The 24,128-nt window shown below is 62.6% G+C and carries 28 protein-coding genes; 3 read left to right on the forward strand and 25 right to left on the reverse strand.

From position 1 onward, the window contains the following. The first annotated feature begins 24 nt into the window (after nucleotides 1–24). The gene (locus tag G4D79_RS26000; protein ID WP_007735287.1) at nucleotides 25–585 is read left to right on the forward strand and encodes a TetR family transcriptional regulator; all 561 of its coding nucleotides are present in this window, start codon (nucleotides 25–27) and stop codon (nucleotides 583–585) included. On the opposite strand, the gene G4D79_RS26005 is transcribed toward G4D79_RS26000, so the two are convergent. The 9 genes from G4D79_RS26005 to G4D79_RS26045 form a co-directional block, all read right to left on the reverse strand. Then, on the reverse strand, nucleotides 576–1,451 hold the full coding sequence (locus G4D79_RS26005) for a TIGR03619 family F420-dependent LLM class oxidoreductase (RefSeq protein ID WP_007735289.1): 876 nt from the start codon (nucleotides 1,449–1,451) through the stop codon (nucleotides 576–578). The genes G4D79_RS26000 and G4D79_RS26005 overlap by 10 nt on opposite strands. Next, nucleotides 1,448–3,106, reverse strand: a complete 1,659-nt coding sequence (locus G4D79_RS26010; protein WP_214514541.1) for an ABC transporter substrate-binding protein — start codon at nucleotides 3,104–3,106, stop codon at nucleotides 1,448–1,450. The genes G4D79_RS26005 and G4D79_RS26010 overlap by 4 nt, the downstream gene beginning before the upstream one ends. 24 nt (nucleotides 3,107–3,130) lie before the next feature. After that, the gene (locus G4D79_RS26015; protein WP_042925645.1) at nucleotides 3,131–4,192 is read right to left on the reverse strand and encodes a DUF1214 domain-containing protein; all 1,062 of its coding nucleotides are present in this window, start codon (nucleotides 4,190–4,192) and stop codon (nucleotides 3,131–3,133) included. An 88-nt stretch (nucleotides 4,193–4,280) separates the two neighbouring features. Continuing rightward, nucleotides 4,281–5,426, reverse strand: a complete 1,146-nt coding sequence (locus G4D79_RS26020) for a sulfotransferase (RefSeq protein WP_075832655.1) — start codon at nucleotides 5,424–5,426, stop codon at nucleotides 4,281–4,283. 22 nt (nucleotides 5,427–5,448) lie between these two features. After that, nucleotides 5,449–6,240: an SDR family oxidoreductase gene (locus tag G4D79_RS26025; protein ID WP_075832653.1), complete on the reverse strand. Its 792-nt coding sequence runs from the start codon at nucleotides 6,238–6,240 to the stop codon at nucleotides 5,449–5,451. Continuing rightward, nucleotides 6,234–6,593 carry a nuclear transport factor 2 family protein gene (locus tag G4D79_RS26030; protein WP_003942015.1) on the reverse strand — a complete coding sequence of 120 codons (360 nt, stop codon included), beginning with the start codon at nucleotides 6,591–6,593 and terminating at the stop codon, nucleotides 6,234–6,236. Before G4D79_RS26030 ends, G4D79_RS26025 begins: the two co-directional genes overlap by 7 nt. Before the next feature lie 24 nt (nucleotides 6,594–6,617). Beyond that, nucleotides 6,618–8,519 carry a sulfate adenylyltransferase subunit CysN gene (cysN, locus tag G4D79_RS26035; protein ID WP_063314774.1) on the reverse strand — a complete coding sequence of 634 codons (1,902 nt, stop codon included), beginning with the start codon at nucleotides 8,517–8,519 and terminating at the stop codon, nucleotides 6,618–6,620. Continuing rightward, nucleotides 8,519–9,424, reverse strand: a complete 906-nt coding sequence (gene cysD / locus G4D79_RS26040) for a sulfate adenylyltransferase subunit CysD (RefSeq protein ID WP_019744365.1) — start codon at nucleotides 9,422–9,424, stop codon at nucleotides 8,519–8,521. The genes cysN and cysD overlap by 1 nt, the downstream gene beginning before the upstream one ends. Next, a complete protein-coding gene (locus G4D79_RS26045) occupies nucleotides 9,421–10,167 on the reverse strand; it encodes a 3'(2'),5'-bisphosphate nucleotidase CysQ (RefSeq protein ID WP_214514542.1) in 747 nt (248 codons plus the stop codon). Before G4D79_RS26045 ends, cysD begins: the two co-directional genes overlap by 4 nt. Nucleotides 10,168–10,421: 254 nt before the next feature. On the opposite strand from G4D79_RS26045, the gene G4D79_RS26050 reads away from it, so the two are divergent. After that, the gene (locus tag G4D79_RS26050; protein WP_214514543.1) at nucleotides 10,422–11,033 is read left to right on the forward strand and encodes a TetR/AcrR family transcriptional regulator; all 612 of its coding nucleotides are present in this window, start codon (nucleotides 10,422–10,424) and stop codon (nucleotides 11,031–11,033) included. 12 nt (nucleotides 11,034–11,045) lie between these two features. On the opposite strand, the gene G4D79_RS26055 is transcribed toward G4D79_RS26050, so the two are convergent. The 12 genes from G4D79_RS26055 to G4D79_RS26110 form a co-directional block, all read right to left on the reverse strand. Then, the gene (locus tag G4D79_RS26055; protein WP_003942012.1) at nucleotides 11,046–11,327 is read right to left on the reverse strand and encodes a metal-sensitive transcriptional regulator; all 282 of its coding nucleotides are present in this window, start codon (nucleotides 11,325–11,327) and stop codon (nucleotides 11,046–11,048) included. Nucleotides 11,328–11,358: 31 nt separating this feature from the next. Further along, complete coding sequence (locus G4D79_RS26060) at nucleotides 11,359–11,631, reverse strand: hypothetical protein (protein WP_007735305.1); 273 nt, start codon at nucleotides 11,629–11,631, stop codon at nucleotides 11,359–11,361. After that, complete coding sequence (locus G4D79_RS26065; protein WP_003941872.1) at nucleotides 11,624–12,139, reverse strand: hypothetical protein; 516 nt, start codon at nucleotides 12,137–12,139, stop codon at nucleotides 11,624–11,626. Before G4D79_RS26065 ends, G4D79_RS26060 begins: the two co-directional genes overlap by 8 nt. Further along, on the reverse strand, nucleotides 12,132–12,569 hold the full coding sequence (locus tag G4D79_RS26070; RefSeq protein WP_003942066.1) for a hypothetical protein: 438 nt from the start codon (nucleotides 12,567–12,569) through the stop codon (nucleotides 12,132–12,134). Before G4D79_RS26070 ends, G4D79_RS26065 begins: the two co-directional genes overlap by 8 nt. Nucleotides 12,570–12,584: 15 nt before the next feature. After that, complete coding sequence (locus G4D79_RS26075; RefSeq protein ID WP_003941930.1) at nucleotides 12,585–12,740, reverse strand: hypothetical protein; 156 nt, start codon at nucleotides 12,738–12,740, stop codon at nucleotides 12,585–12,587. Nucleotides 12,741–12,797: 57 nt separating this feature from the next. After that, nucleotides 12,798–13,460 carry a hypothetical protein gene (locus tag G4D79_RS26080; RefSeq protein ID WP_007735307.1) on the reverse strand — a complete coding sequence of 221 codons (663 nt, stop codon included), beginning with the start codon at nucleotides 13,458–13,460 and terminating at the stop codon, nucleotides 12,798–12,800. Between the two features lie 49 nt (nucleotides 13,461–13,509). Next, nucleotides 13,510–14,484 carry a porphobilinogen synthase gene (gene hemB / locus G4D79_RS26085; protein ID WP_007735309.1) on the reverse strand — a complete coding sequence of 325 codons (975 nt, stop codon included), beginning with the start codon at nucleotides 14,482–14,484 and terminating at the stop codon, nucleotides 13,510–13,512. Between the two features lie 75 nt (nucleotides 14,485–14,559). After that, on the reverse strand, nucleotides 14,560–16,122 hold the full coding sequence (locus tag G4D79_RS26090) for a bifunctional uroporphyrinogen-III C-methyltransferase/uroporphyrinogen-III synthase (RefSeq protein ID WP_003941969.1): 1,563 nt from the start codon (nucleotides 16,120–16,122) through the stop codon (nucleotides 14,560–14,562). Between the two features lie 60 nt (nucleotides 16,123–16,182). Continuing rightward, on the reverse strand, nucleotides 16,183–17,157 hold the full coding sequence (gene hemC, locus G4D79_RS26095) for a hydroxymethylbilane synthase (protein WP_019744374.1): 975 nt from the start codon (nucleotides 17,155–17,157) through the stop codon (nucleotides 16,183–16,185). Next, nucleotides 17,154–18,515: a glutamyl-tRNA reductase gene (locus G4D79_RS26100; protein ID WP_003941867.1), complete on the reverse strand. Its 1,362-nt coding sequence runs from the start codon at nucleotides 18,513–18,515 to the stop codon at nucleotides 17,154–17,156. Before G4D79_RS26100 ends, hemC begins: the two co-directional genes overlap by 4 nt. Further along, the gene (locus tag G4D79_RS26105; RefSeq protein WP_042923244.1) at nucleotides 18,512–19,399 is read right to left on the reverse strand and encodes a redox-sensing transcriptional repressor Rex; all 888 of its coding nucleotides are present in this window, start codon (nucleotides 19,397–19,399) and stop codon (nucleotides 18,512–18,514) included. Before G4D79_RS26105 ends, G4D79_RS26100 begins: the two co-directional genes overlap by 4 nt. Nucleotides 19,400–19,539: 140 nt before the next feature. Then, entirely contained in the window at nucleotides 19,540–19,800 is a 261-nt protein-coding gene (locus tag G4D79_RS26110; RefSeq protein ID WP_214514544.1) for a glutaredoxin family protein, read from the reverse strand. A gap of 200 nt (nucleotides 19,801–20,000) precedes the next feature. On the opposite strand from G4D79_RS26110, the gene G4D79_RS26115 reads away from it, so the two are divergent. Then, a complete protein-coding gene (locus tag G4D79_RS26115; RefSeq protein WP_003941873.1) occupies nucleotides 20,001–20,996 on the forward strand; it encodes an HAD family phosphatase in 996 nt (331 codons plus the stop codon). Between the two features lie 39 nt (nucleotides 20,997–21,035). On the opposite strand, the gene G4D79_RS26120 is transcribed toward G4D79_RS26115, so the two are convergent. The 4 genes from G4D79_RS26120 to G4D79_RS26135 form a co-directional block, all read right to left on the reverse strand. Continuing rightward, nucleotides 21,036–22,073 (reverse strand): lysophospholipid acyltransferase family protein, encoded by a 1,038-nt coding sequence (locus tag G4D79_RS26120; protein WP_042923247.1) that lies wholly within the window; start codon nucleotides 22,071–22,073, stop codon nucleotides 21,036–21,038. After that, nucleotides 22,070–23,203: an NAD-dependent epimerase/dehydratase family protein gene (locus tag G4D79_RS26125; protein WP_007735316.1), complete on the reverse strand. Its 1,134-nt coding sequence runs from the start codon at nucleotides 23,201–23,203 to the stop codon at nucleotides 22,070–22,072. Before G4D79_RS26125 ends, G4D79_RS26120 begins: the two co-directional genes overlap by 4 nt. Before the next feature lie 217 nt (nucleotides 23,204–23,420). Then, a complete protein-coding gene (locus tag G4D79_RS26130) occupies nucleotides 23,421–23,522 on the reverse strand; it encodes a 30S ribosomal protein bS22 (RefSeq protein WP_003402602.1) in 102 nt (33 codons plus the stop codon). A gap of 244 nt (nucleotides 23,523–23,766) precedes the next feature. Then, complete coding sequence (locus G4D79_RS26135; RefSeq protein ID WP_003941845.1) at nucleotides 23,767–24,003, reverse strand: helix-turn-helix domain-containing protein; 237 nt, start codon at nucleotides 24,001–24,003, stop codon at nucleotides 23,767–23,769. Nucleotides 24,004–24,128: the final 125 nt, after the last annotated feature.

The raw sequence follows: 24,128 nt of genomic DNA on the forward strand, positions 1-24,128 counted from the left end.
CGAGCGAGCACAGAGGTCGATGTCGTGACACCCACGAGGCACACGCCAGAGCAGGAGCACCCCTCGACATCCGAGGCGATTCGCGCGGCGGCGTTCCAACTGTTCGGCGAGCACGGGTTCGGCGGCACGTCAGTTCGCGCCATCGCCAAAGTTGCCGGAATCGATCCGGCCCTGGTCATCCGGCATTTCGGGTCCAAAGAAGCACTGTTCCTGGAAACCACGCCGGTTGCGGACTACTTCGAAGGCCAGTTCGACGGCCCACTCGACACCCTCGGTGAGCGAATCGCCGCCTTCGTCCTGGGCAAGGCCGACGCCCGGATGCTGTCGGTGTACACAGCGCTCATGCGAGCGTCGGACAGTCCACGCATCCGGGAGCGACTCCGAGACATGACCGGAGTATTCGCCACCAATCTCGCCGCTCGTCTAGACGGCGAAGACGCGTACACCCGCGCACTCCTGGTCTCCGCCCAGGTGTCCGGGCTGTTGAGCGTCCTCAGCGACGAAAGTATCCCCCAGTCCGCAGATCGCGACGAGTTGGCAAAACTCTACGGCCGGGCGATGCAGACGCTGATCGATCAGTACTGAGCGATGACCTCCTCGGCAAACCGCCGAATGGAGTCGAGTCGTCCCTGACGATCACCGGAGTCAACTCCGTAGTGATACCAGGGCAAAACTCTGATTTCCGTGACTCCGAGAGTCTCGAGTTCGCGATATCCGTCCAGATCACGAACATCCGTCGGCGAGACGTTGACGCCGAAAGGAACATCGGCACGACCGTACTCGACCCGCAATTCCGTGAGACGATCGATGGCGCAGGCTAATTCGGCTTTGGTCGTGTTCACCGACATCCAACCGTCAGCCAGCCTGGCTGCACGACGCAACCCCGGTTCGCTGTGCCCACCGATGTAGATCGGAACCGGAATCTCCGGAGCAGGACTGATCATCAGAGCGTCGAAATCGTAGTGCTTGCCGTGGTATTCGACCCATTCCGGCCCACGTCCCGCACACACCGCCTTGATGATCTCGATGGCTTCGTCGGTACGCGCGCCGCGGGTGCGCATCTCGGTACCGGTGAAGGTGAATTCCTCGGGAATCCAGGACAAACCGACGCCGAGAGCGACGCGGTTCCTCGACATCACGGCCATGGTCGCGACCTGCTTGGCAGTCAACAGCGGATCGCGCAGTGGAAGTTTGAACACGTTGGTGTAGAACTGAATTCGCGATGTGACGGCCGCCATCGCCGCCATGGCAATGAACGGATCAGGCATCGGCGTCTCGGGCGCCCACATCCGCTTCCCGTCAGCAGTGTACGGGTACGGCGCCGACACCTGCTCCGGATAGAACACGGAATCCGGCATCGCGATTCCGTCGAACCCCACCTCTTCGGCGACCTGCGCCAACTCGCACAGTTCCAGCGCGTCGATCATCGCACCCGCCAAGGACCACTTCATCGTTCCACCGTTTCGCCGTTGGGCGAGATCCAAGCGCCGCCCAAGAACATGATGTCGGTGATGTTGCGAACGACGCCGTGAACGTTGCCGTCCCATGCGGTCAACACCGACGCCGGCCCCCAGATCACGTAAGGCACAGTCGCGTTGGCGTACTCCTGCACCTTGCTGATCGCCTCACGGACAGCATTGTCCGTCGATGCCGTCTGCACAGCTGTGATCATCGCGTCCATCTCCGGGTCCGCGAAGCCGGACGGGTTGTTCTTCGAATCACTGGCCATACTGTTGTACAAATTGAGGTACGGCGCTTCTTCTCCGACCGGAGCGCCACCTCTGGTCATGTCGAAATCGTGGTCCTTGTATACCCGTCGAACCAGATCGGTCACATCGGTCGCGTAGTCGATGGTGACGTCGAAACCGATCGCGTTCAGCGACGCCTGAACCGTCAGTGCCGTCGCCTGTTGGCTCGGCTCCGAGGTGGTGAGGTAGCGGAGTTTCCCGTCGTACCCGTCGGACTTCGCTTGATCGAGCAGCGCCTTTGCCTTCACCTGATCGAACGGAATGCCTGCTGTGTTGTTGTACCAACGTGACGTCTGCGGGACCAGTTCGGAACTGGCGGTGCCCAATCCGTTGTTCGCCCGGGTATTGACCGCCGCCGGATCCACCCCGTAGGCGATCGCCTGACGGACGCGAACATCGGCCCCGGGCTTGCCCTCACGGTTGTTGATCGTGCCGATCCCGTTCTGTCCGGTCGGACTGAGGTAACCCGAGTATCCGTCGTCGAGAGCTTGTTCGATCACGGCCTCGTCGCGGAGGATGTACGTCATGTCGATCTGGCCGCTCTTCAACGATTCGTACTGAGACTGCGCACCCGACGTGGGAACAAACCGCACTGTGTCCAGTGGAGGTTTACCGCCCTGATAATCCGTGCGTGCGGCGAGTACCAGTTCTTCGTGCGGGGCGAACTTGGCCAAGGTGAACGGACCCGCCCCGATCGGTGTGAACGCTCTCTCCCCGGTTCCTGAAACCGACCCTGCCTCTCCCCCTGAACTTCGCGCAACGATCATTCCGGGCCCGAGCGACAACAGCGCCGGGAATTGACGCCAGGGCCGCTCGAGCACGAATTCGACTGTGGTGGCGTCGGGCGTCTCGATCCGATCCACGATGTTGAGCCAGGTCTGCGATACATCACCCTTGCCTGCCACGAATCGATCGATACTCCACTTCACCGCTTCCGCGTCGAGCGGACTTCCGTCGCTGAAGGTGAGGCCGTCAGCCAAAGTGACGGTGTACGAGGTGAAGTCGCTGTTGTTCGACAGTGTCTTCGCGAGTTGTGGCACGAAGCTCCCGTTTGTGGAGTCGCTGCGTACCAGCGTGTCGTAAATCGCGGCCATTTCGGTTCCGCCGGTCGAACCGGCGGCTTGCGTTCTCGTGGGGTCCAACGAGGAAGGGAACGAATAGGACCCGAAGGTGAGAACACCGCCGTAGATCCGCTCCCCCACATCTGGGGCGCCCACAAAACCAGCTGCGCCACTACTGCTCGGTGAAGCCGATCCCGAGTTGTCCCCACTGCTCGACGCGCAGCCGGCCAACATCAATGCACCGGCAAGCCCGAGCGCGACAAAGCGAGGGCCGAACCTAATCTTCCTGGTGTACATACGTTCCCAATCTCCGTCAGCGTGTCAGATCTTGACTACCTTCGACGTCGGGATCGGGTGCGAGTCCGCCTTGATCCAGCGCAGCGCCCATGTCCCCTCGGCATGCGAATCGGTGTCGATCCAGTTGCCATAACCCGGATCCTTCGCCGCCACGACGATTGTCATGGTGCCGTCGTCGTTGAGCTTCGCGGTGTGATTGTTGATGTAGATGTTCGTGCGGTTGTAGTCGAGGGACTCGACCCAGAAGTTCTGCAGCACGAAGTTGAAGTACTCGCAGTTCGGAACCTCGGTCTCGATGACCCACGCCTCGTCCTCGGCGAGCTTCCAGTAACCGTGGAAGTAGAAGATCGTCGGATCGCCGCCGGCATCCTGGAAGTAGTCCTGTCCCCAGTCGAAGATCTCGTTGGTGTGCGGCTGGAATTTGCGCGACCATTCCAGGAAGGTCTCCGCCATCCCCTTCACGATCCCGACGGACTTGGTGAGGCGCTCGCCGATCTCTTCCGGAGTCAACGGGACGAACTCCCCGTCCGGGTTCAGGCATTCGATGGTCAGATCACCGACAATCTCGTTGCGTCGATCCTGGTGAGTTTGCCGAACGGAGATGAGGTTGCTGTCGGGCGCCAAAGGCAGCCAAGCGCCCTCATCGGGCTTGTCGACGCTCGCGATGAACTCGAAACGGCCGTTCTCGTCGACCTCGAGGTCGTGGATATGCAGATCGCCGGTCTGCAGCATGGTGCCGTCGATGTGGTACCGATTTACGCGCGAGCCGAAGGTGATCAGCGGGACGGTGCCTCGGGTGCCGATGATCCGGTAGTTGTACTTACCGGAAATGTTGGCGCGCATGTAGACGTTGTCCGGGTTGTCGGCACCGATCTTCGTCATCATGTTCGGGTTCGGAGCCGACGAGAACTGCGGCCACCGCGGATCGGTGTACTCGACACAGTTGATCGTGCCGTACCGAAGCAACCGACTCAGGTAGCGGACGCCCTCGGCTTGAGTCAGCGGATCCTGAGGGACGATCTCGTCTTCCAGGACCTTTCCGACCTCGAGCAGATCTGCGCAGAACTTTTCCCAAACAGCATTCATGTGAATCTCCTTGTTTCGGTTGGGGCTTCGCCCTGTGCGCCTTTTTGGTAGTCGGCACTACCAAAAAGGCGCACAGGGCCGGAGGGCTTCAGGGTGTGGTGGCGAACTTCGCTTCGACGTCGGCAGCGCTCACGCCGAAATCCTCGAGCGAATAGCGATGCGACGGACGACGGTGCTCGGCAAGGCTGGCCTGATGCGACGCCTCCACCGCGGCGCGGGCGTCGTCTGTGAAGGGCAGGGCGAACTGTGCATAGATCTTCTCGACGGTGCCGACCGCATCGGCGATGAAGTCCTTGTAGTCGACGTCGATGAACTGATCGGGGTTGTAACGGCTACGGGCATTGTTGAAGTTCGCATTCCCTCGCGCCCACAACTCCAGTTGCGTGCGCCCGATGGCCGGACGATCGAAGGCCCTCGACATGTCGTGTCCGCCCTGCTCTACGAGGCTGAAGGTGGACGCCATCGATGTCAACGGGTCCCGGAAGGTCCGAACGAACAGTGCATCCGGATAGACCGACATGATCTCGTCGATCGCGAAGACATGGCTCGGGCTTTTGAGCACCCACCGTCTGTCCTGGTCGTGCAGCCCGATCAACTGCAGGTTCTTCTTGTGCCGCGCATATGTTTCGGTCCAGTCCTGCTCCGCCAGCCACCGGGTGTAACTCGGCACGTACGCCACCGTCTCGAACGCGGTCGAGAGCATCGTCTGCTGCAGCAGCCGCCAGCATTCCTCGACCTCCTCCGCCCCCATGAAATGAACCTTCATCAGGTCTGCCTCGTTACGCTGGCGAGCACGGTAGAAGGCGTCGGAGCGAACGTAATCTTCGTTCTCCGACCACGTGTCGCGCTCGGGGCGCGGCTGCGGCGTCTCGGCGAGCCACATCTCGGCGCCCTGATGCGCTGGGTCGGCACCGAGCAAGCGGTGCAGCGCGGTGCTGCCGGTGCGGGTCAACCCGACCACGAAGATCGGGCGTTCGATCGGAACATCTACGTGCTCTGGATATTTCGCGAATCCGGCCTCACTGGTCAGGCGACCCGCGAGCGCTCCGACGATCATCTTGCGAGCGATCACCTTGCCGTGAGGAGTGAGGTCGGCCTCGTTCTGGAACGACTCGAGGAGAACTCGAAGTCCTTCGAGATAGCCTTCGCTGCCGAAGTTTTCGTACCCGGCCGCCTCGCGCGCAGCCTGGTGCAGGTGATCGATGGAACCGATGCCGTCGTAATCCTGTGTCATGGCTAGTCCTTGTATGAGTTGATCAGTGGTGCGTGTGACCGCAGTTGACGTCGAGACATTGCCCTGTGATGGCCCTGGCTGAATCGGACAGGAGGAAGACGACAGCGTTTGCGATGTCATCTGGCTCCGGCAATCGGCGCAGATCGGCGCCCGCTGCGATCTCGTCGTAGATCACCTTGGGGTCGACTCCTGCCTCCGCCGCCTTCTTCTCGAACATGTTCTTGACCGAGTCCGCCCAGATATAGCCGGGAGCAACCGAATTGACTCGAACGCCCTTGGGACCGAGATCGATCGACAAACTGCGTGCCATTGCCAGGAGCCCGGATTTCATGATGCGGTAGGCCCCGAACCCGGGAAGCTGGTTGCGCAACACCATGGACGTGACCATCACGACGGACCCGTGCGACTCGATCAATGCCGGAGCAAATTCTCTGGTGACGTTCAACGCCGCGAGCAAGTTGATGTCGATGCCCGACTGGATGGACGCCACGTCGGCGTCCAGGAGCGGGACCTGCGCGGGTTGAACAAATGCGTTGTTCACCAAGCAATGCACCGCACCGAACTCAGCGACAGTTGTCTCCGCCAACGAAGCGATCGAATCGACGTCGGTGAGGTTCGTCGGGACGGCCAACGCGATTCCGCCGCGGTCTCGAATCTCCGTTGCCACCGATTCCAAGCGCTCGGGTGTGCGGGCAGCCAGAACAACCTTCGCTCCGGCCGCCGCGCTCTGCAGCGCAATCGAACGACCGAGCGCCGGGCCCACTCCCGAGACGACGACAACCTTGCCTGCCAGCAGGCCCTGATGGGTCAGCACAGCGCCTGCGGATCGAGAACAACACTCAGGGAGATGATCTTGCCGTTCTCGTCGAACTCGAACACATCGGTGGCAGCGAAGTCAGGGATACCGGCGCGCTGCACCCGAAGCTGCATGGCTGCGTACTTTCCCGTCACCGAAATCGGACCGAGCAGGCTGACTGTGAAATCGACCTGCGCGTTCGCGGTATCGAATTCGCGAATCTCGTCGATTCCGCGGTAGGTCTGGACCCCCAGCGGTTCGTGTTGAACTGCGTCGGGCGCAAACAGCGCAACCAGTCCGTCGACGTCGTGACTTCCGAGACACTTGACGTAATCTTCTACGGCAGAAACTATTTCAGCCCTGTCAGGCATGGATGCTCCTCGTGTTCAGGCGGATCAAGAAATGGTTCCGCGGGCGCGGAGATGGTCGACGATCGCGATCGCAGCGTCCTCGGTCGTCGTGACACTGGTGTCGATGTGAATGTCAGGGTTCTGCGGCGGTTCGTACGGCGAATCGATTCCGGTGAAGTTCACCAACTCGCCCCGTCGAGCCTTCTTGTACAGACCCTTGGGATCTCGCTCCTCTGCGACGGCAAGAGCGGTGTCGACGAAGATTTCGACGAACTGTCCGTCGCCGATCAATTCACGGGCGGCATGACGCTCGGCCTCGAACGGTGAAATGAAGGACGCGAGCACGATCAGACCGGCGTCCGCCATCAGTCGGGTGACCTCGGTGACGCGACGGATGTTCTCGACGCGGTCGGCTTCGGTGAATCCGAGGTCTCGATTCAGCCCGTGACGGACGTTGTCTCCGTCGAGGAGGTAGGTGTGCGCGCCGAGTGCGTGCAGTTGACGCTCGACATCGTTCGCGATGGTCGACTTTCCCGAACCGGAGAGACCGGTGAACCACAGAACTGCGGGTTGGTGTCCCTTGAGCCTGGTGTGCGCGGCCTCGTCGACGTCGACGGATTGCCAGTGAATGTTGTCCGATCGACGCAGCGAGTGCGTGATCATGCCCGCACCGACAGTGCCGTTGGTAAGGCGGTCGATGAGGATGAAGCTACCGGTGTCACGGTTACCGACGTACGGGTCGAACGGGACCGGTCGATCGAAACTGAGGTTGCACACACCGATTTCGTTGAGCGCGAGAGTAGTCGTTGCGGTCTTCTCGAGAGTGTTGACGTTGATCTTGTGTTTCGGTTTGGTGATGCGCGCAGTGACTGTGACGGTACCGATCTGGCACAGGAACGGCCGTTCGGGCAGCATGGGAGCCTCACCCATCCAGACGATGCAGGCCTCGAACTGATCGGCTACGGCCGGCGGATTGTCGCCGATGGACAGCACATCACCGCGACTGATGTCGATCTCGTCGGCGAGCGTGATGGTGACCGAGCGGCCCGCACCGGCAACGTCGAGGTCGCCACCCATGGTCACGATGCGCTCGACTGTGGACGTCTTTCCACTGGGGAGCACGCGGATGGGATCTCCGGGAGATACGGTGCCTGAAACGATCTGGCCGGAGAATCCGCGGAAGTCGAGGTCCGGCCGGTTGACCCACTGCACCGGCATCCGGAACGGAGCCGCGGCGGCAGCATCGTCGATGTCCACGCTTTCGAGATGCTCGATCAGGCTTGGTCCGGAATACCACGGGGTATTCGCACTGCGCTCGGTGAGATTGTCACCCATGTATGCCGACATCGGGATGGCGACGAACCCGTCCAGACCGATCTCGTGAGCGAACTCTGCGTAATCCGCGGTAATGGCATCGAAGACCTCTTGCGAGTAGTCGACGAGGTCGAGCTTGTTCACGGCAAGCACCACGTGCTTGATCCCCAGCAACGACACCAGATACGAGTGCCGGCGGGTCTGAGTCAGTATCCCCTTGCGGGAATCGACAAGGATCACAGCAAGATCGGCGGTCGACGCGCCCGTCACCATGTTTCGGGTGTACTGCTCGTGCCCCGGAGTATCGGCGACGACGAACTTGCGTCGCTCGGTCGTGAAGTAGCGATAGGCGACGTCGATCGTGATGCCCTGCTCACGTTCGGCAGCGAGACCGTCGACCAGGAGCGCGAAATCGAGCCCCTCCCCCTGGGTTCCGCTCTTGCGCGAATCGGCTTCGAGCGCCGTCAACTGGTCGTCGAAGACGAGTTTCGATTCGTAGAGCAGACGGCCGATCAAGGTGCTCTTGCCGTCGTCGACGCTGCCGCACGTGATGAATCGCAGCATGCTCTTGTTCGCATGACGTTCGAGGTACGCCTCGATGTCGTCAGCGATCAGATCCGAGGAAACAGTCATCAGAAGTACCCCTCTTGCTTCTTCTTCTCCATCGACGCGCTGGAGTCGTGGTCGATGACCCGTCCCTGGCGTTCGGAAGTGGTGGTGAGCAACATTTCCGAGATGATCTCGGTCAGGCTCGTTGCGGTCGATTCGACGGCTCCGGTCAGCGGGTAGCAGCCGAGGGTGCGGAAACGAACGCTCTTGAGTTCCGGGGTCTCTCCCGGCAGTAACGGCATCCGGTCGTCGTCGACCATGATCAGCGCACCGTCCCGCTCTACGACGGGCCGCTTGTCGGCAAAATACAGCGGAACGATCGGAATCTCTTCCTGGCGTATGTATTCCCACACATCCAGCTCGGTCCAGTTCGAGAGAGGGAAGACGCGCAGACTCTCGCCCGGCGCTTTGCGGACGTTGTACATCCGCCACAGTTCCGGTCGCTGCTGCTTGGGATCCCAACGGTGCGCAGCTGATCGGATCGAGAAGATGCGTTCCTTGGCGCGGGATTTTTCTTCGTCACGGCGGGCGCCGCCGAATGCAGCGTCGAACTTGTAGTGATCGAGGGCTTGTTTGAGGCCTTCGGTTTTCCACATGTCGGTATGGACAGCGCTGCCGTGAGTGAACGGGTTGATCCCCTGCTTCACGCAGTCCGGGTTGGTGTGGACGATCAGATCGAGATCGCCTGCAGCAGCGGTACTGTCACGAAGTTTGTACATTTCACGGAACTTCCACGTGGTATCGACGTGCAGAAGCGGAAACGGCAGCTTCGACGGATAGAAGGCCTTGCGCGCCAGATGCAGCATCACGGCGGAGTCCTTGCCCACCGAGTACAACATCACCGGGTTCTCGCTCTGGGCAACAGCTTCACGCATGATGTGAATGCTCTCGGCTTCGAGTCGTTCGAGGTGCGTCAGTGTCGCGGTCATCGGCCCAGTTCCTCCAGTGCTTTCGGGGCGAGTTCGGGTCGGCAGATCAGCAGATCCGGCAACCACGGGTTTTCCTGGTTGTAGCGCAGTTCGCTGCCATCGATACGCGAAACATGCAGTCCCGCAGCACGTGCGACAGCAACGGGCGCCGCCGAATCCCATTCGTACTGTCCGCCCGCATGTGCGTAGATGTCTGCCTCACCCGAGACGACCGCCATTGCTTTGGCTCCGGCGGATCCCATTTCGATCAACTCCGCGCCCATCGAGTCGGCCATGCGCATGACCGGTTCCGGACGACGCGTCCGCGATACGACGACTCGAACCGGCGTTGCGGCATCCCGTTCGGTCCGATCATCGCTGCTCGAATAGGTGACGCCAAGGGCAGGCATTGCGACCGCACCGGTTGTGAGGACACCGTTTTCGGTCAGCGCAACATGAACGGCCCAGTCCGATCGTCCGGCCTCGCCGTACTCACGGGTGCCGTCGAGAGGGTCGACGATCCACACCCGATCCGCAGCCAGCCTCGCGAGTTCGTCAGCCCCTTCCTCCGACAGCACTGCATCCGCAGGAAAGCGTCGGGCAAGTTCGGCGACGATGAATTCATGACTGAGCCGATCGGCCGCGTTCTTGAAAGTCGCGACATCACCGTCGTTTTCGCCGAGGGATTTCCGATGGTCGAGCAGAAGTTCTCCAGCCGCAGCGGCGATGTCGATCGCCGCGCGTTCATCGTTAGTGCGTGTCATAGGTACTCCACAACTGTGTAGACCTCCCGATCGATACGGGAAGAAAGGTCAGGCAGACCGCAGAGTGTCCAGCGCTTTGCACTGGCCTCGATGTGGTCTGCGCCATACCGTAACACCAGAATGAACGATGTTCATTCTATTTCGAACAATGTTCATTCTATGATCTGAGTCACATCGAATTCTGGGCGGCGTTCGACAACGAACAGTGTTCGATGTGAATTGAGGATGCCGACCACCGCGACTACGGTGATCAAATGAGCAGTACCAGCAGCAAGTCGATCTACGGCGACGCCGAAGTGCGTCGACGCCGAACTCTCGACGCGGCGATCTCGCTTCTGGACGAAGGAGGCTACTCCGCGCTCACGATCCGCGCTGTCGCCAAACGAGCCGGCACCAGTACTGGCCTGATCTACCAGTACTTCGTCGACAAGCAGGACATCTTCGCCGCCCTCCTCAGCGAAAGTCAGCTGGAAATGGCGGACTTCGTGAACACGCTCCCCCGCGAGCAGGGACTGAGCGCCTTACTCGAGTCCATGATTTCCGAGTTTGCTCGGCACTGGGCACGGGTGGGTCGACTCACCACCACTTGGCGCGACATCGAAGGCATGGCCGGGTCCGACCGAGAAAGCATGCGGGAACTTCACGCATCCGTAGCGGTCTACAACTCGGCATTGATTCGCGCGCTCACCGAATCTGCTGCAGCCGAAGGGAGCCGGTTGATCGACGACCCCGCGTTGATCCATCTCGTGCTCTCCGGACTCAAAGGCCTGTCGGACACCATCGTCATCAACATCGCCAAAGAAGTCACACCCGAGTACTTCGTGAGCTTCTCCGCCCGGGCGCTCGCGCGGTCCATCACGGAGTGACGGACCGACACCTTACGAACGAACGAGGCGAGCGATGGCCGCCTGAGCTTCCTTGATCTTGACGTCCGCTTCCGGACCACCCTGCTTGGCAGCTTCAACGACGCAACCCGCAAGGTGGGCGTCGAGAAGCTTCAGGGACACGGACTGCAACGCGCTCGTCGCGGCGGATACCTGGGTGAGCACGTCGATGCAGTACCGGTCGTCTGCGACCATGCGTGAAATTCCGGCTACCTGACCTTCGATACGACGAAGGCGCTTGAGCAGATCGTCCTGCTCGGGGCTGTAACTACTCATACCGCAACTATACCCCCTACCCGTATGAGGGCTACTGCGATGCGACGAAGCCCACCCGGACGCGGCGCACGACATCGATGGCCATCAGCCCCGCAACCAGAATCGACAACCCGGCGCCCGAGATCCAGAGACCGTCGTAGTGCGTGCTCTCGAACGGTGGAGCGCCCTCCAGTATCGGTCCGAAGTCGGACGTCGTCGTACCCGCTCGCCAGCACACGACCGCCAGAATCGTTGCGGCGACGATACCGAGTACACCGATCCACGTCTTCACGTCGACACGCGGGGATGGCTGTGGCTCAGTCATCGGCAGACCCGTCCGGTTCGACACCAACCACAACGACCTGACTCAACGCCTCGCGCAGTGCCTGATCGTCCTTTGCCCACGCCCGCACCAATCCCCCGGTGGTCAAACGTAAGCCGATACCGTGCCGACGCCTGGGCACTCCGGACAGCTCACCGAGCGCGCGTGCCGTTTCCCACGGTTCCATTTCGTCCTCGTAGGCAGCGTCGTCGGACTCCGGGAACACCTCGGCGATCTCGGTGATCGGCACCTCTTCGGTTCCCTGACGCAACGTGGTCGCGGTCAGAAGTACGCTCGCGTGCCGCCGTGCTGCGATCACCTGCACGTAGACCAATCCGGTGAGGATCACGGCGAACATCGCCAGACCGAACCAATGCACCACCGGGCCCGTGAACAGTTCGATGACCAAGGCGATCAGGCAGAAGATCGGACCGAACGCGATGGCCCACCACCGAGAACCCGGTTCGTAGTACAGAACGTCCGGGCCGATTTCCGGCGCGCGATCAGCCACGGGCAAACCAACTTCGGGTGGTGTCGCGGTAGATCGCGACGCAGGCACAGATCAGCATGACGGGAACAACCAGCGCGAGCACGGTACTGATCCCGGCGACGACCAGCGCGATCTGCAGCACCGCGAACACTCCGGACACGATCACCAGGATCCGTCGGCACAACGCCCGTCCGGCGCGAGTGGGACCGGCGAGGCCGCCGATCGCGAGGCCGGTCAACAGCAGAACCAGCCCGGACACCCGCACGAAGGTGACGTAGATGTCGATGTTTCCGGCCGAAACGCCTTGATCGGTGAACTGCTCACGCAACGAATACGAAGCGCTGGTGACATTGATCAGGCCGAAGAGTATGAGCAGGAACGCGCTGGCGATCCACAGCCAGAATGCTGCCTCGACAGCCGTCGGGCGCCTGACCTTCGTAGAGATACTCACGGGTTCAAGTGTGCGCTATCCGCTGACGATGCCCGGAATCATGAGCATCAGGAGTGTCACCAGAACAGAGGCTCCGAGGATCGCGAACAAGATCACTTCGGTGCGTGAACCACGTTGGCGCAGTGGCGCGTCGTGGGTGCTTTCCGTACGCAGGGCCTCCTGAGAACTCATCGCGTCCGACCTCTCCCCTACTACTTCAGTGACCCGTTTCACAGTACCCCGAGCTACCTACCGGTTCCCCGCCGGGGGGAAACGAAGAAAGTACGGATTGGACTCTTTTCGGTGCATCATCACGATCGCCCCGACAGCAGCAACTGCCTGCAGGATTTCCGCTCCGCCGAACAGCAGAGTGGCCGCGCCGCCGTCTCCGCCGAGCCCGAAGATCACCGGGATCGCGGAGACCAGCATGAAGACGCCACAGAACGTCAGCAACATTCGAGCCCAGTTCCTGCCGCGACTCATCGCGCGCACGAACAGAAGGAACACCGCGGTGACGATCACGACCAAAACCGCAGAGAACACGATGACCAGTGGGAACATGCCCTCCACGTCGGAACGCGTCAGACCGGCGTCGACAGCTGCCTGATTTCTGAGCATCTCGTCGACGAACATCGACTTCTGCCCGAGCAGCATCCAGATCATCGCGCCGCCCTGGACCAACCCCAGCGCCGTCACAGCCCACCACAACTGAATCGCAGTCACGACGTCCGTCGGCGGCTCGGGTTTCGGCGCAGGTCCCGGGTATCCGTTGTAACCGGGGCCGTATCCCGGGATCTGACCCGTCGGCATCGGTCCGAGTTCGCGGTACGGCTGATTCTCGAACGGCTGGTTCTCGTAGGGAGGTTCCCGGCGGGGCGGTTCCTGGCGCGACGGCGGCCACTGCTCGGTCATGACACCAGCGTATCGGTCGATACCGGCGCAGCCACCATGCGTGACTCCGTCACAGCCATCCGGCAACTTCCGACGCCCAGTACGTGAGGACCACGTCGGCACCGGCGCGGCGAATGCTGATGAGCGATTCGAGAATCGCCGCGTCCCGATCGATCCACCCGTTCTGCGCGGCCGCAGTGATCATCGAGTACTCCCCCGAGATCTGGTACGCAGCGACCGGAACCGGGGACCGGTCGGCGGTCTCACGCAGAATGTCCAGGTAGGACATTGCAGGCTTGACCATCACCATGTCGGCGCCCTCGGCGACGTCGAGGTCTACCTCGCGCATCGACTCGCGGCGATTGGCGCCGTCCTGCTGATACGTACGACGGTCGCCTTGCAGTGAGGATCCGACGGCTTCACGGAACGGCCCGTAGAACGCTGACGCATATTTCGCGGCATAGGCGAGCTGGCCGACATCGACATACCCCGAAGCATCGAGTGCACCACGGATCGCAGCCACCTGACCGTCCATCATGCCGCTGGGGCCGAGCAGGTGCGCACCCGATTCAGCTTGCGCGAGAGCCATTTCTACGTATCGGATCAAGGTCGCGTCGTTGTCGACAGCGCCGCCGGCAGTCAACACGCCGCAGTGGCCGTGATCGGTGAACTCGTCGAGGCAGGTATCGGCCATGATGACCGTCGAATCGCCGAGTTCGTCTGCCAGAGCGCGCAATCCGACGTTGAGGATGCCGTCGGGATCGGAGGCACCGGACCCCTGGGGATCCTTGTCCTCCGCCTTCGGGACACCGAACAGCATCAGGCCACCGACGCCGGCTTCCACCGCTTCCACCGCTGCGGACCGCAGCGAATCGAGGGTGTGCTGGAAAACGCCTGGCATGGAACTGATCTCACGCGGTGCGTCGATGCCGTCGGCGACGAACATCGGCAAAACGAGGTGCCGGGGTTCGAGCGAGGTCTCTGCCACGAGTCGCCGGAGCGCAGGAGTGCGCCGGAGCCGGCGAGGGCGATGAGTAGGAAACACGAGAAGTAGCCCTCCTTCGTCGGAACCTGTGAGCGGTTGAGGAGTCCACAGACTCCTCAACCCCTCACGGGTGCGCTAGCGCCTTCGAGACTTCTTGCGCGGGGGCGGCAAAGCACCTTCGGCGCGCAGACGAGCAGCATGCTCGGCGAGAGCCTCCACCAGCGGTCCCACCTGCGAGGTCTCGGGCTGCACGTCGACGCGCAGACCGAACTCGATAGCGGTTTCGGCCGTCTTCGGGCCGATGCACGCGACCAACGTGCGGGCGTGCGGCTTGCCGGCGATGCCGACGAGGTTGCGCACGGTCGAGGACGAGGTGAAGCAGACGGCGTCGAATCCACCGGTCTTGATCATCTCGCGGGTCTCGGCCGGCGGCGGCGCTGCCCGGACGGTGCGGTAGGCGGTGACGTCGTCGATCTCCCAACCGCGTTCGCGCAGGCCCTCTGCGAGGGTTTCGGTCGCAATGTCCGCCCGCGGCAACAGAACCCGGTTGACCGGATCGAAAACGTCGTCGTACGGGGCGAATTCGGCCAACAGGCCTTCGCTGGACTGCTCACCGGTCGGGATCAGCTCGGGGTTGATGCCGAACGAGCGCACCTTGGCTGCGGTTGCTTCACCGATGCAGGCGATCTTCACACCGGAGAAGGCGCGAGCGTCGAGGCCGAACTCTTCGAACTTCTCCCACACTGCGCGAACAGCATTGGTGGAAGTGAAGACGACCCACTGGTAGCGACCGTCGACGAGTCCCTTGACCGAACGCTCCATCTGAGCCGGGCTGCGAGGCGGCTCGACGGCGATGGTCGGAACCTCGATCGGGATCGCTCCGTGAGTGACCAGACGGTCGCTCATCTCGCCGGCCTGATCCTTGGTGCGCGGCACGAGGACGGTCCAGCCGTACAGAGCGCGCGATTCCCACCACGACATCTTGTTGCGCTGCGCGACAACCTTGCCGACGGTGACGATGAGCGAGCCCACCAGTTCGGATCCGGCTTCGTTGAGCGTCGCGAGAGTTGCCTCGACGGTTCGCTGCTGACGAGTGGTACCGCGGACGGTGATCGCAGCAGGCGTCTGCGGGGCCAAGCCGTTCTCGACCAGCGCGCTGGCGGTCTCGGCGAGATGTCCGGACGTCGCGTGCAGGACAAGCGGTCCCGGTGCAGCGGCCAGAGCAGCCCAGTCGACTTCACCGCGAACGTCGGCCTCGGTGTGACCCGAGCCGAGCGCCATGCCGGCGTAGCTCGGCACAGCCGAACCGGAAGGTAGACCCGGGAGAACCTCGAACTGAACCTGCGTGCGGGCGACTGCGGTGACCTCTGCGATCACGGAATCCGTGGTCAGCGGGTCGCCGGAGACCAGACGCACGACGTCGTGACCGTTCTTGGCCTCGTGCACCAATGTCTTTGCAACCTCGGCAGGCTCGCCGAGTGCCGGACGCACGTCCGCGATCAGCTCGCCGGTCTCCTCGTCGCGGCCCATGTCGATCCCGACGAGTGCGACGACGCCCTTGTCGACATCCGGATCGGTGAATGCCATTGCGGCGCCGGTGAGGACGTCACGTGCGCGAACGGTGAGCAGGGCGGGGTCGCCCGGTCCCGATCCCACGAACAGGATCCGTCCGGGAGTGTTCTTTCGGACTCGGGTCATCGGTGATTCTCCAGTGCGCTGTATCGAAATGGGAACTTGGTGCAAGTGCAAAGTGGGGCGTCAAACATCGGCTGCCTCGCCTGTAGTCACGTTCATCAACTCGCGGGCGCCGAGTTCGAGTAACTCGCGCGCTACCGCTCGGCCGAGTTCCTCGGCCTTGTCCGGCGCACCCACTGCGCCGGTACGGATGACGTCCGAACCGTCGATGGCGGCTGCGCAGCCGCGTACCGACAGTTCGTCGAAGATTCTGCCGTCGTCGTCGAGGGATTCGACGATCTCCGCGATCGCTCCCACCGGAGCGGTGCAGCCGGCTTCCAACTCGGCGAGCAGGGCGCGCTCGGCCGTAACTGCCGCCCGGGTACCCGCGTCGTCGTGCTCGGCGAGGATCGCCGCCAATTCCGCATTGGCAGAAAGGCATTCGACGGCCAGAGCACCCTGCGCCGGAGCGGGGAGCATCTGCACGGGCTCGATATTCTCGGTGATGAGATCGAGCAGACCGATACGAGACAGGCCGGCGCGAGCGAGGATCACGGCGTCGAGTTCACCGGATTCGACCTTGCCGAGACGGCGCTGCAGGTTGCCCCGCAACGGCACGATGTCGAGGCCGAGACCGAGTGCCTTCAGCTGCGAAACACGGCGCGGCGCCGAGGTTCCCACCTTGGAACCGGCCGGAAGCTCCCCGAGGACCAGACCGTCACGGGCGACGAGCGCGTCACGCGGATCTTCGCGTGGCGGAATCGCCGCGATGACGAAACGCGGGTCCTGCGCGGTCGGTAAGTCCTTGTAGGAATGCACCGCAACGTCGACGCGGTTGTCCAGCAAGGCTTCTCGAAGCTCTGCCGTGAACACTCCGACGCCGATCTTCTGGACGGGATCGGTGGACTGGTCGCCCTTGGTCTTGATGATGACCAACTCGGCGGGATGTCCGGCCGCAATGAGGGCATCGCGCACGGTACCGGCCTGCGTGGTCGCGAGAAGACTTCCGCGAGTGCCGATCCGCAGCGGGCTCCCCGATCGAGGGGTGGTGACGCTCATGCCTGCAGGTCCCTTCCAGTGCGGTCGCCGTCCACCAGATCGGTGGGTGTGGCCACGGCCGCGGGAGATCCGGGGCTGAGTTCGAAGAGTTCGCGCAGCGCTGCTGCGTAGGAGTCGCCGCCGGGGGCCGACGCGAGTTGCTTGACGCGCACGGTCGGGGCGTGGAGCAGCTTGTCCACGACGCGTCGCACGGTGCGTGCAACCTCGTCGCGCTGCGGATCGTCCAGGCCGGGCAGACGCGAATCGAGTCGCATCAGTTCGGCTTCGACGACGTCGGCGGCGCGCTGACGCAAAGCCGTCACGGTCGGAGTGACCTCGGCGAGGCGCTGTCCGGCAAGGTAGGTCGCAAGCTCGCCGGCGACGATGGTGCGTGCGGCATCTGCGTCGGAGGCGGCTGCGCCCGCCGCTGGATCACGCTGCAGCGTCTCCATGTCGAGAACGGTCACACCCGGCAGGCCGGCGACGGCGGGATCGATGTCGCGCGGCAGCCCGAGGTCGCAGATGACGAGGTGCTTGGTGTTGTCGCGATCGGGCTCGGCGAGTGCGCGGTGCACATCCGCCAGGGTGACCACTGCCCCGACCGCGCCGGTACAGGTGACCATGACATCTGCCTGCGCCATCGCGGCCGAAAGCTGATCGAAGGCAACACCGTCGGCGTCGACGCCGTTGGAGCGTGCCGTCTCTGCCAGGTGCTCGGCGCGTTCCTGTGTCCGGTTGACGACGACGATGCGTGCGATTCCGGCGCGGGTGAGATGCGCAACCGACAGACCGCCCATCGAGCCTGCACCGACAACCACGGCAGTGCGGCCGACCAGGCCGCCCTCACCGATGATGCCCGCTGCACGATCGAGAGCCACGGACACGACTGATGCTCCGGCGGAGTCGATTCCGGTTTCGGAATGCACTCGCTTGCCGACGCGCAGTGCCTGCTGAGCCAGTTCGTGGACTACGCGTCCGGCGGCCTGCTGCGCATCCGAAGATGCGTAGGCCGAACGGATCTGGCCGAGGATCTGCTGTTCGCCGATCACCATGGAATCGAGGCCGCTGGCCACCGCGAAGAGGTGCTCGACGGCTGCTTCGCTGTAGCGGACGTACGCGTGAGCGTGCAGCGCTGTCAGGTCGAGACCCGAATGGTCGGCCAGGATTTCACCGACCTCGGTGAGTGCACCGTGGAACGCGTCCACCACCGCGTAGACCTCCACCCGGTTACAGGTGGAGACGATCATCGCTTCGGAGATGTGCGAAGACGCCAGAAGCTTGTCGATCAGCTTCGGACGATCGGTGTCGGTGACAGCTACTCGCTCGAGCACCGGGACGGGCGCGGTTCGATGCGAGACCCCGACAAGCAGAACACTCACGGCGCGATCACTGATCCGTTTCTTGTCGAACCTGCTCCGACCGGAGCGGGTGAACTGGTGGATGGGACTGACGAAGCGGATGCGGCGTGAGCCACTCGTACTCGCGGCGCGCTGGATGCCTGATCGGCATTGCGCGCACTGTTGAAGGAGAGAACCTGCATCTCGACGGCTAGATCTACACGTCGCAGTTCCACGTGATCGGGAACGTCGAGGGCGATCGGCGAAAAACTCATGATGCAGCGCAGCCCGGCGCTGACGAACTGGTCGCACACGCCCTGAGCTGCCTCGTCCGGTGTGGAGATGACGCCGATGGTCGCATTCAGTTCACGGCAGGCGACGGTCAGTTCCTCGGTGCTGCGCACGACGAGATCCCCGACTCTGCTTCCGATTCGATCTGCGTCACTGTCGAAGAGTCCGACCATCTCGAAACCGCGGCGGCTGAATCCGCCGTAACCGACCAGTGCCTTGCCGAGGTTTCCGACTCCGACGAGAACGACCTTGTGCCCACGATCGAGTCCGAGTGCACGCTCGATGCGGATGCGGAGCCTGTTGACGTCGTACCCGACGCCGCGGACACCGTTGGGTCCGAGGAACGACAGATCCTTACGCAACTTCGCTGATCCGACACCTGACGCCTGCGCGAGTTCCTCGCTCGAGACGATGGAGGTACCCCGGTCGGACATCACTCCGAGGACCCGCAGGTATGCGGCCAAGCGCGTCACCGTAGCCTGGGGGATGACGCGATCCTGAGCGATCGGGTCGGTAACCGAGGCGCTGGCAGCGTCGGTGACGGAAGAGCCCGCAGCGCCGGTGACGCGCTGAGCCACAGGCTCATGCGTCTGGTGCGGTTCGGTCACGTCGCTGGCTCCTCGTCCGGTCGACACGACTGTCGACCTCCACGATGCTCCGGGGGAATGTTCACACCACGGTAACCGCTTGTGAACCCATGCACAAAGTTGCTCGAGACGGGTTCGATGTGCCGTTCACCTGCAAAGCGGCTCCGCGGACAACTTTGAGGGTTGCCTTACTTGCGTAAATCGTCACGAAGGCGCTCCTCGTCGACTTCCCAGTAACCGTGCTCGCGTCCGTCGAGAAGAATGACGGGCAATCTGTCTCCGTACTCCGCTCTCAGCTCTGGATCCGTCACGGCAGCTTCGTCCACGTCGATGCACGTCAATTCCAGCTCGAACTCGGAACAGACCCGTCGCAGGACCTCCGCCGCGCCGACGCAGGACGCGCATCCTGCGCGTGTCAACAGGGTCACTTCATGCGTAGCTGCAGTCATCGACGCATACCTTTCTTCTACGGGGACGCCATCTACTTGATCGGTCGAGTGTGCCTCCGGAGCCCCACTCGGTACCAAATCGGCGGAGAGGAACGTCACACACCACAGGGAAGGTCACCATCCAACCCATCGGGCCTCATCGCGGAGGATAGGCTGACTCGAAGAGTTCTCTGCTCGAGAATGCAACACGGGAGGTGCGGGTGCCTGCGCGATCACTACCGAACGGCTCCGGATTCGGATCAGGGCTTGCCGGGGTCATTCTCCCCGGGCGTCGCCACGTGAAGAATCCGCTGGGCCCGAGTGAGTCGGAAGTTCGAGCCAATCTCGCCGGCGAGGCGAGCGCTGACGCAGCTCTGGCATTGCACGAAGCTGCCAACCCCACAGAACCGGAAACCGGCGAAGAGCCCCCGGCCGTTCCGCGCGACCTCACGGCCGCCGCATTCTTCGACGTCGACAACACCATGGTGCAGGGTGCGTCGATCATCCACTTCGCCCGTGGTCTCGCTGCACGAAAGTATCTCAAGACCTCGGATCTGGTGGATTTCGCGTGGAAGCAGATCAAGTTCCGAGTCACCGGCCGAGAAAGTAGCGACGACGTCGCCGAAGGCCGCGAGAAAGCACTGTCCTTCGTGGCCGGTCGATCCACCGCCGAACTCGCCCGCCTCGGCGAGGAGATCTACGACGAGGTCATCGCCGACAAGATCTGGCCAGGCACGAGGGCGTTGGCCCAGATGCACCTCGACGCCGGACAACAGGTGTGGTTGGTGACGGCAACTCCGGTCGAACTGGCTCAGGTCATCGCCGAGAAACTGGGATTGACCGGCGCCTTGGGCACTGTCGCCGAGAGTGAGGACGGCGTCTTCACCGGCCGACTCGTCGGCGACATCCTGCACGGCATGGGCAAGGCGCACGCCGTACGGACGTTGGCGGTGCGTGAAGGACTCAATCTCAAGCGCTGTTCCGCCTACTCCGACAGCCACAACGACGTTCCGATGCTCTCGTTGGTGGGGACACCGGTGGCGATCAATCCCGACGCAGATCTTCGTGAACTCGCGAAGAACCGCGGGTGGGAAGTTCGCGATTTCCGCACCGGACGAAAGGCCGCCAAGATCGGCGTACCGACGGCGCTGGTGCTCGGAGCGGTCGGCGGGGCGCTCGCGGCAATTCTCGCCAGGCGCAAAGAACAGAACGTCTGAGCGGGTTCGGTCCGGATCGAGCAGCGATCCGGACCGAACTCAGCCGAGAAAGACGTTGCGACGCTTGGCCAACAGTCGATACAGCGTCTGCTGAATGGTTTCCCGGACGTGGTCCGTGACCTCGAACAGGACCATCGGATCGTCGGCGGCACCGCTCTCGAAGGTGTCGGTGACGATGGGCTTTCCGAACTCGATGTACCACTTCGACGGCAACGGAACCAGGCCGAGCGGCCCGAAGTGTGGAAACAGCGGTGTCACCGGGAAATACGGAAGACCGAGAACGCGTGCGAGTGTGGTGAGATCACCGATTTTGGGATAGATCTCCTCCGAACCCACGATCGAGCACGGAATGATCGGAACACCGGTTCGCATTGCGGCCGACACGAAGCCACCGCGCCCGAACCGCTGCAACTTGTACCGCTCACTGAACGGTTTCCCGATGCCCTTGAATCCTTCCGGGAACACGGCCGCGACTTCACCGTCGTTGAGCAGACGCTCGGCGTCGGGGTTGCAGGCCAACGTATGACCGGCTTTGCGCGCCAGTCCACCCACCACTGGCATCTCGAATGCCATGTCCGCAGCCAACATTCGCAGTGGACGATGCGCTGGATGGTGATCGTGCACGGCAACCGACGTCATCAGTCCGTCGATCGGGATCACACCGGCGTGGTTGGCGACCACAAGCGCTCCCCCGGTGAGGGGAATGTTCTCGATCCCACTAACCTCGACGCGAAACCACTTCTCGAACAACGGGCGCAACATCGGCATGACGACGTTGTCCGCGAAATGCGGGTCGAATCCGAACTCGTCGACCTCGTAGTCGCCCGACACCCGACGTCGGAAGAATTCTGCTGCCGAGGCGATCTGGTCGACGATCGCCGACCTGGCCGAATCGACGAACGTGCTCTCACCGCCGTGGTCGGCCGCCGAGGACACTCCGGACGGATGCCGACGTTCACTTTGTTCACGGATGTCACGCTCCGCACCGGTGACGGACTCACGCGAACGGGAAGTTGCCGACTTTCCGGTGTGAGTTGCGCTGGGCCGCAGGGGAATTACCTTCGCCACGTCAGTCACCCCTTCACCGCACTTCGTCCCGACAGCGGCATGTGCATCACGTCTGCACTTGTTGCCGCCGCGGCGGTGTCACCGCCGAGGATGGTGGTCAACGCATTCTCCGCCCGATCGATCCACTCGGACTTGATGATCCGGCGCGTCTGCATCGCACGCATGAAATCGTCGAGTGCTTGCATGGTGGTCCATCGCGGCTCGAACCCCAGCTCGCTGCGCATGCGAGTGGTGTCGAGTCCGCAGCCGAACCGGAAGTACTCGAGTTGCTCGTCGGTGTACAGCCTCATGGACGACCCCACCAACGCGCTCCCGACGCTGCGGAACAGAGCGAGCGGCATGGGAACTTCCACCCTGCCTGCCCGGCGGATCGCCTGCGACATCATGACCACTCCGTCGCCGGCGATGTTGTACGTACCCGAAGCGTGTCCGATGGTCGCCTTCTCCAGCGCCGCGAGGGCATCCTCGACGTGGAGCAATTGCAGGCGCGCGTTGCGCCCGACGATGGTGGGCACGAGTGGGGCGGTGACGTAGTGCCCGACGGTTGCAGTCAGCTGAGGTCCGATCAACGGCGCCAACCGCAGAATCCCGACCGAGATGTCCGGGCGCCGACGCCCCATTCCGCGGAGATATCCCTCGATCTCGAGGCTGTCGCGGGCATATCCGCCCGGCGGCCGGCGGCGTGCACTCATTTCTTCGGTGAACTGAGCGGGATCCTTGGCACTGCACCCGTAGACGACCGAAGCCGAGCGCAGGATCACCTTGCGAACCGTCGGCGCTTTCTGGCAGACCGCGAACAGTTGCATGGCGCCGATGACGTTCATGTCCTTCATCGCGGCGCGGCTGCCGGCTTTGGGGGCTTTCTGAAGCGTCGACGCGTGCACGACGGTGTCGACCTCGGCGTTTCGGATCACTTTGCCGATCAGCGGATTGCGGATGTCTGCTCGCACGAATTCCGCGCGGCCCATTCTGCGCATCATGTCCTTGCTCGGACTGACGGCGTCGACGGCGATGACACGCTCGATCGACGGATTCTGCGCAAGCCTGGTCACCAGGTAGCCGCCGAGAAATCTGCTCGCCCCGGTCACCAGTACGACGCGAGGCGTCGTGCCCCCTGAAGTGTTGTCACCTTCAACCACCAAGTACCCCCATATCCAGTAGAAACGCGCTCTGCCGAAGCGTCCCTCCCGCGATTTTCCCCCACTTTACGGGCAGAGGGGGTCCCGCGCTGACTACCCAAATTTCGGCCATTCAAGACAAACCGCCCAGCCAATGAGACGTGGCACACATCGCTTCCCCCCGAATATGCTGATGCCCGCCACCCCGGAAGGGATGGCGGGCATCAACAGGTACTGCTTATTTACCGAGTTTCCTGCGCTGTACTCGGGTACGACGAAGCAGCTTGCGGTGCTTCTTCTTCGACATGCGCTTGCGACGCTTCTTGATCACTGAACCCATAGCGGGTGTCCCTCACGTTCTTCTCTAGCGTTCCTGCGCACGCCGGTCACGTACGCCTGCGCCAAGCAATTGGCGCCTGGCCCTCGTTTTAACTAGCTCAGCGCCTTACGACACCAGCTTGCTGGTACGACAGTGACTCATCGTACCGGTGTGGAGTCACTCGGCATAAACCGAGCCTCCGGCACAGCAACCGCTGTGCCCGCGACTCGGCTCACGCCGAGGTCATCCTCTTCGAACCGGCTGGTCAGCCGGCATCGAAGTACGAGGTTTCGAGGTAATCGTGCACTGCCTTCGCATGTACACGGAACGAACGGCCCACTCGTACAGCGGGCAATTCGCCACTGTGTACCAACCGGTACACAGTCATTTTCGACACCCTCATCAAAGTTGCTACCTCAGCAACAGTGAGGAATTGCGTGCCGGCCACTGCCGGCTTTCCGTCGTGGGACGAACCCATGGACGGCTTGTTTGCAGACACCATTAATCCACATACCTCCAGCACGACTCGCGCCGCCGGCTTCCCCTCCGGCGGAACAGACACGTACGTACTAAGTCGAGCTTAGCTGTACTAGTGGGGTTAAAGCGACGGGTGTGGCTAAACGGACG

The sequence above is a fragment of the Rhodococcus sp. WY5 genome (assembly GCF_018588185.1).
GTDB lineage: Bacteria > Actinomycetota > Actinomycetes > Mycobacteriales > Mycobacteriaceae > Rhodococcus_F > Rhodococcus_F qingshengii.

What these genes read in the sequence shown, in the direction of transcription:
- G4D79_RS26005 (WP_007735289.1), bottom strand. Translation starts at nt 1,451, where the DNA reads ATGAAGTGGTCCTTGGCGGGTGCGATGATCGACGCGCTGGAACTGTGC.
- G4D79_RS26010 (WP_214514541.1), bottom strand. Translation starts at nt 3,106, where the DNA reads ATGTACACCAGGAAGATTAGGTTCGGCCCTCGCTTTGTCGCGCTCGGG.
- G4D79_RS26015 (WP_042925645.1), bottom strand. Translation starts at nt 4,192, where the DNA reads ATGAATGCTGTTTGGGAAAAGTTCTGCGCAGATCTGCTCGAGGTCGGA.
- G4D79_RS26020 (WP_075832655.1), bottom strand. Translation starts at nt 5,426, where the DNA reads ATGACACAGGATTACGACGGCATCGGTTCCATCGATCACCTGCACCAG.
- G4D79_RS26030 (WP_003942015.1), bottom strand. Translation starts at nt 6,593, where the DNA reads ATGCCTGACAGGGCTGAAATAGTTTCTGCCGTAGAAGATTACGTCAAG.
- cysN (WP_063314774.1), bottom strand. Translation starts at nt 8,519, where the DNA reads ATGACTGTTTCCTCGGATCTGATCGCTGACGACATCGAGGCGTACCTC.
- cysD (WP_019744365.1), bottom strand. Translation starts at nt 9,424, where the DNA reads ATGACCGCGACACTGACGCACCTCGAACGACTCGAAGCCGAGAGCATT.
- G4D79_RS26045 (WP_214514542.1), bottom strand. Translation starts at nt 10,167, where the DNA reads ATGACACGCACTAACGATGAACGCGCGGCGATCGACATCGCCGCTGCG.
- G4D79_RS26050 (WP_214514543.1), top strand. Translation starts at nt 10,422, where the DNA reads ATGAGCAGTACCAGCAGCAAGTCGATCTACGGCGACGCCGAAGTGCGT.
- G4D79_RS26055 (WP_003942012.1), bottom strand. Translation starts at nt 11,327, where the DNA reads ATGAGTAGTTACAGCCCCGAGCAGGACGATCTGCTCAAGCGCCTTCGT.
- G4D79_RS26060 (WP_007735305.1), bottom strand. Translation starts at nt 11,631, where the DNA reads ATGACTGAGCCACAGCCATCCCCGCGTGTCGACGTGAAGACGTGGATC.
- G4D79_RS26075 (WP_003941930.1), bottom strand. Translation starts at nt 12,740, where the DNA reads ATGAGTTCTCAGGAGGCCCTGCGTACGGAAAGCACCCACGACGCGCCA.
- G4D79_RS26080 (WP_007735307.1), bottom strand. Translation starts at nt 13,460, where the DNA reads ATGACCGAGCAGTGGCCGCCGTCGCGCCAGGAACCGCCCCGCCGGGAA.
- G4D79_RS26090 (WP_003941969.1), bottom strand. Translation starts at nt 16,122, where the DNA reads ATGACCCGAGTCCGAAAGAACACTCCCGGACGGATCCTGTTCGTGGGA.
- hemC (WP_019744374.1), bottom strand. Translation starts at nt 17,157, where the DNA reads ATGAGCGTCACCACCCCTCGATCGGGGAGCCCGCTGCGGATCGGCACT.
- G4D79_RS26110 (WP_214514544.1), bottom strand. Translation starts at nt 19,800, where the DNA reads ATGACTGCAGCTACGCATGAAGTGACCCTGTTGACACGCGCAGGATGC.
- G4D79_RS26130 (WP_003402602.1), bottom strand. Translation starts at nt 23,522, where the DNA reads ATGGGTTCAGTGATCAAGAAGCGTCGCAAGCGCATGTCGAAGAAGAAG.
- G4D79_RS26135 (WP_003941845.1), bottom strand. Translation starts at nt 24,003, where the DNA reads ATGGTGTCTGCAAACAAGCCGTCCATGGGTTCGTCCCACGACGGAAAG.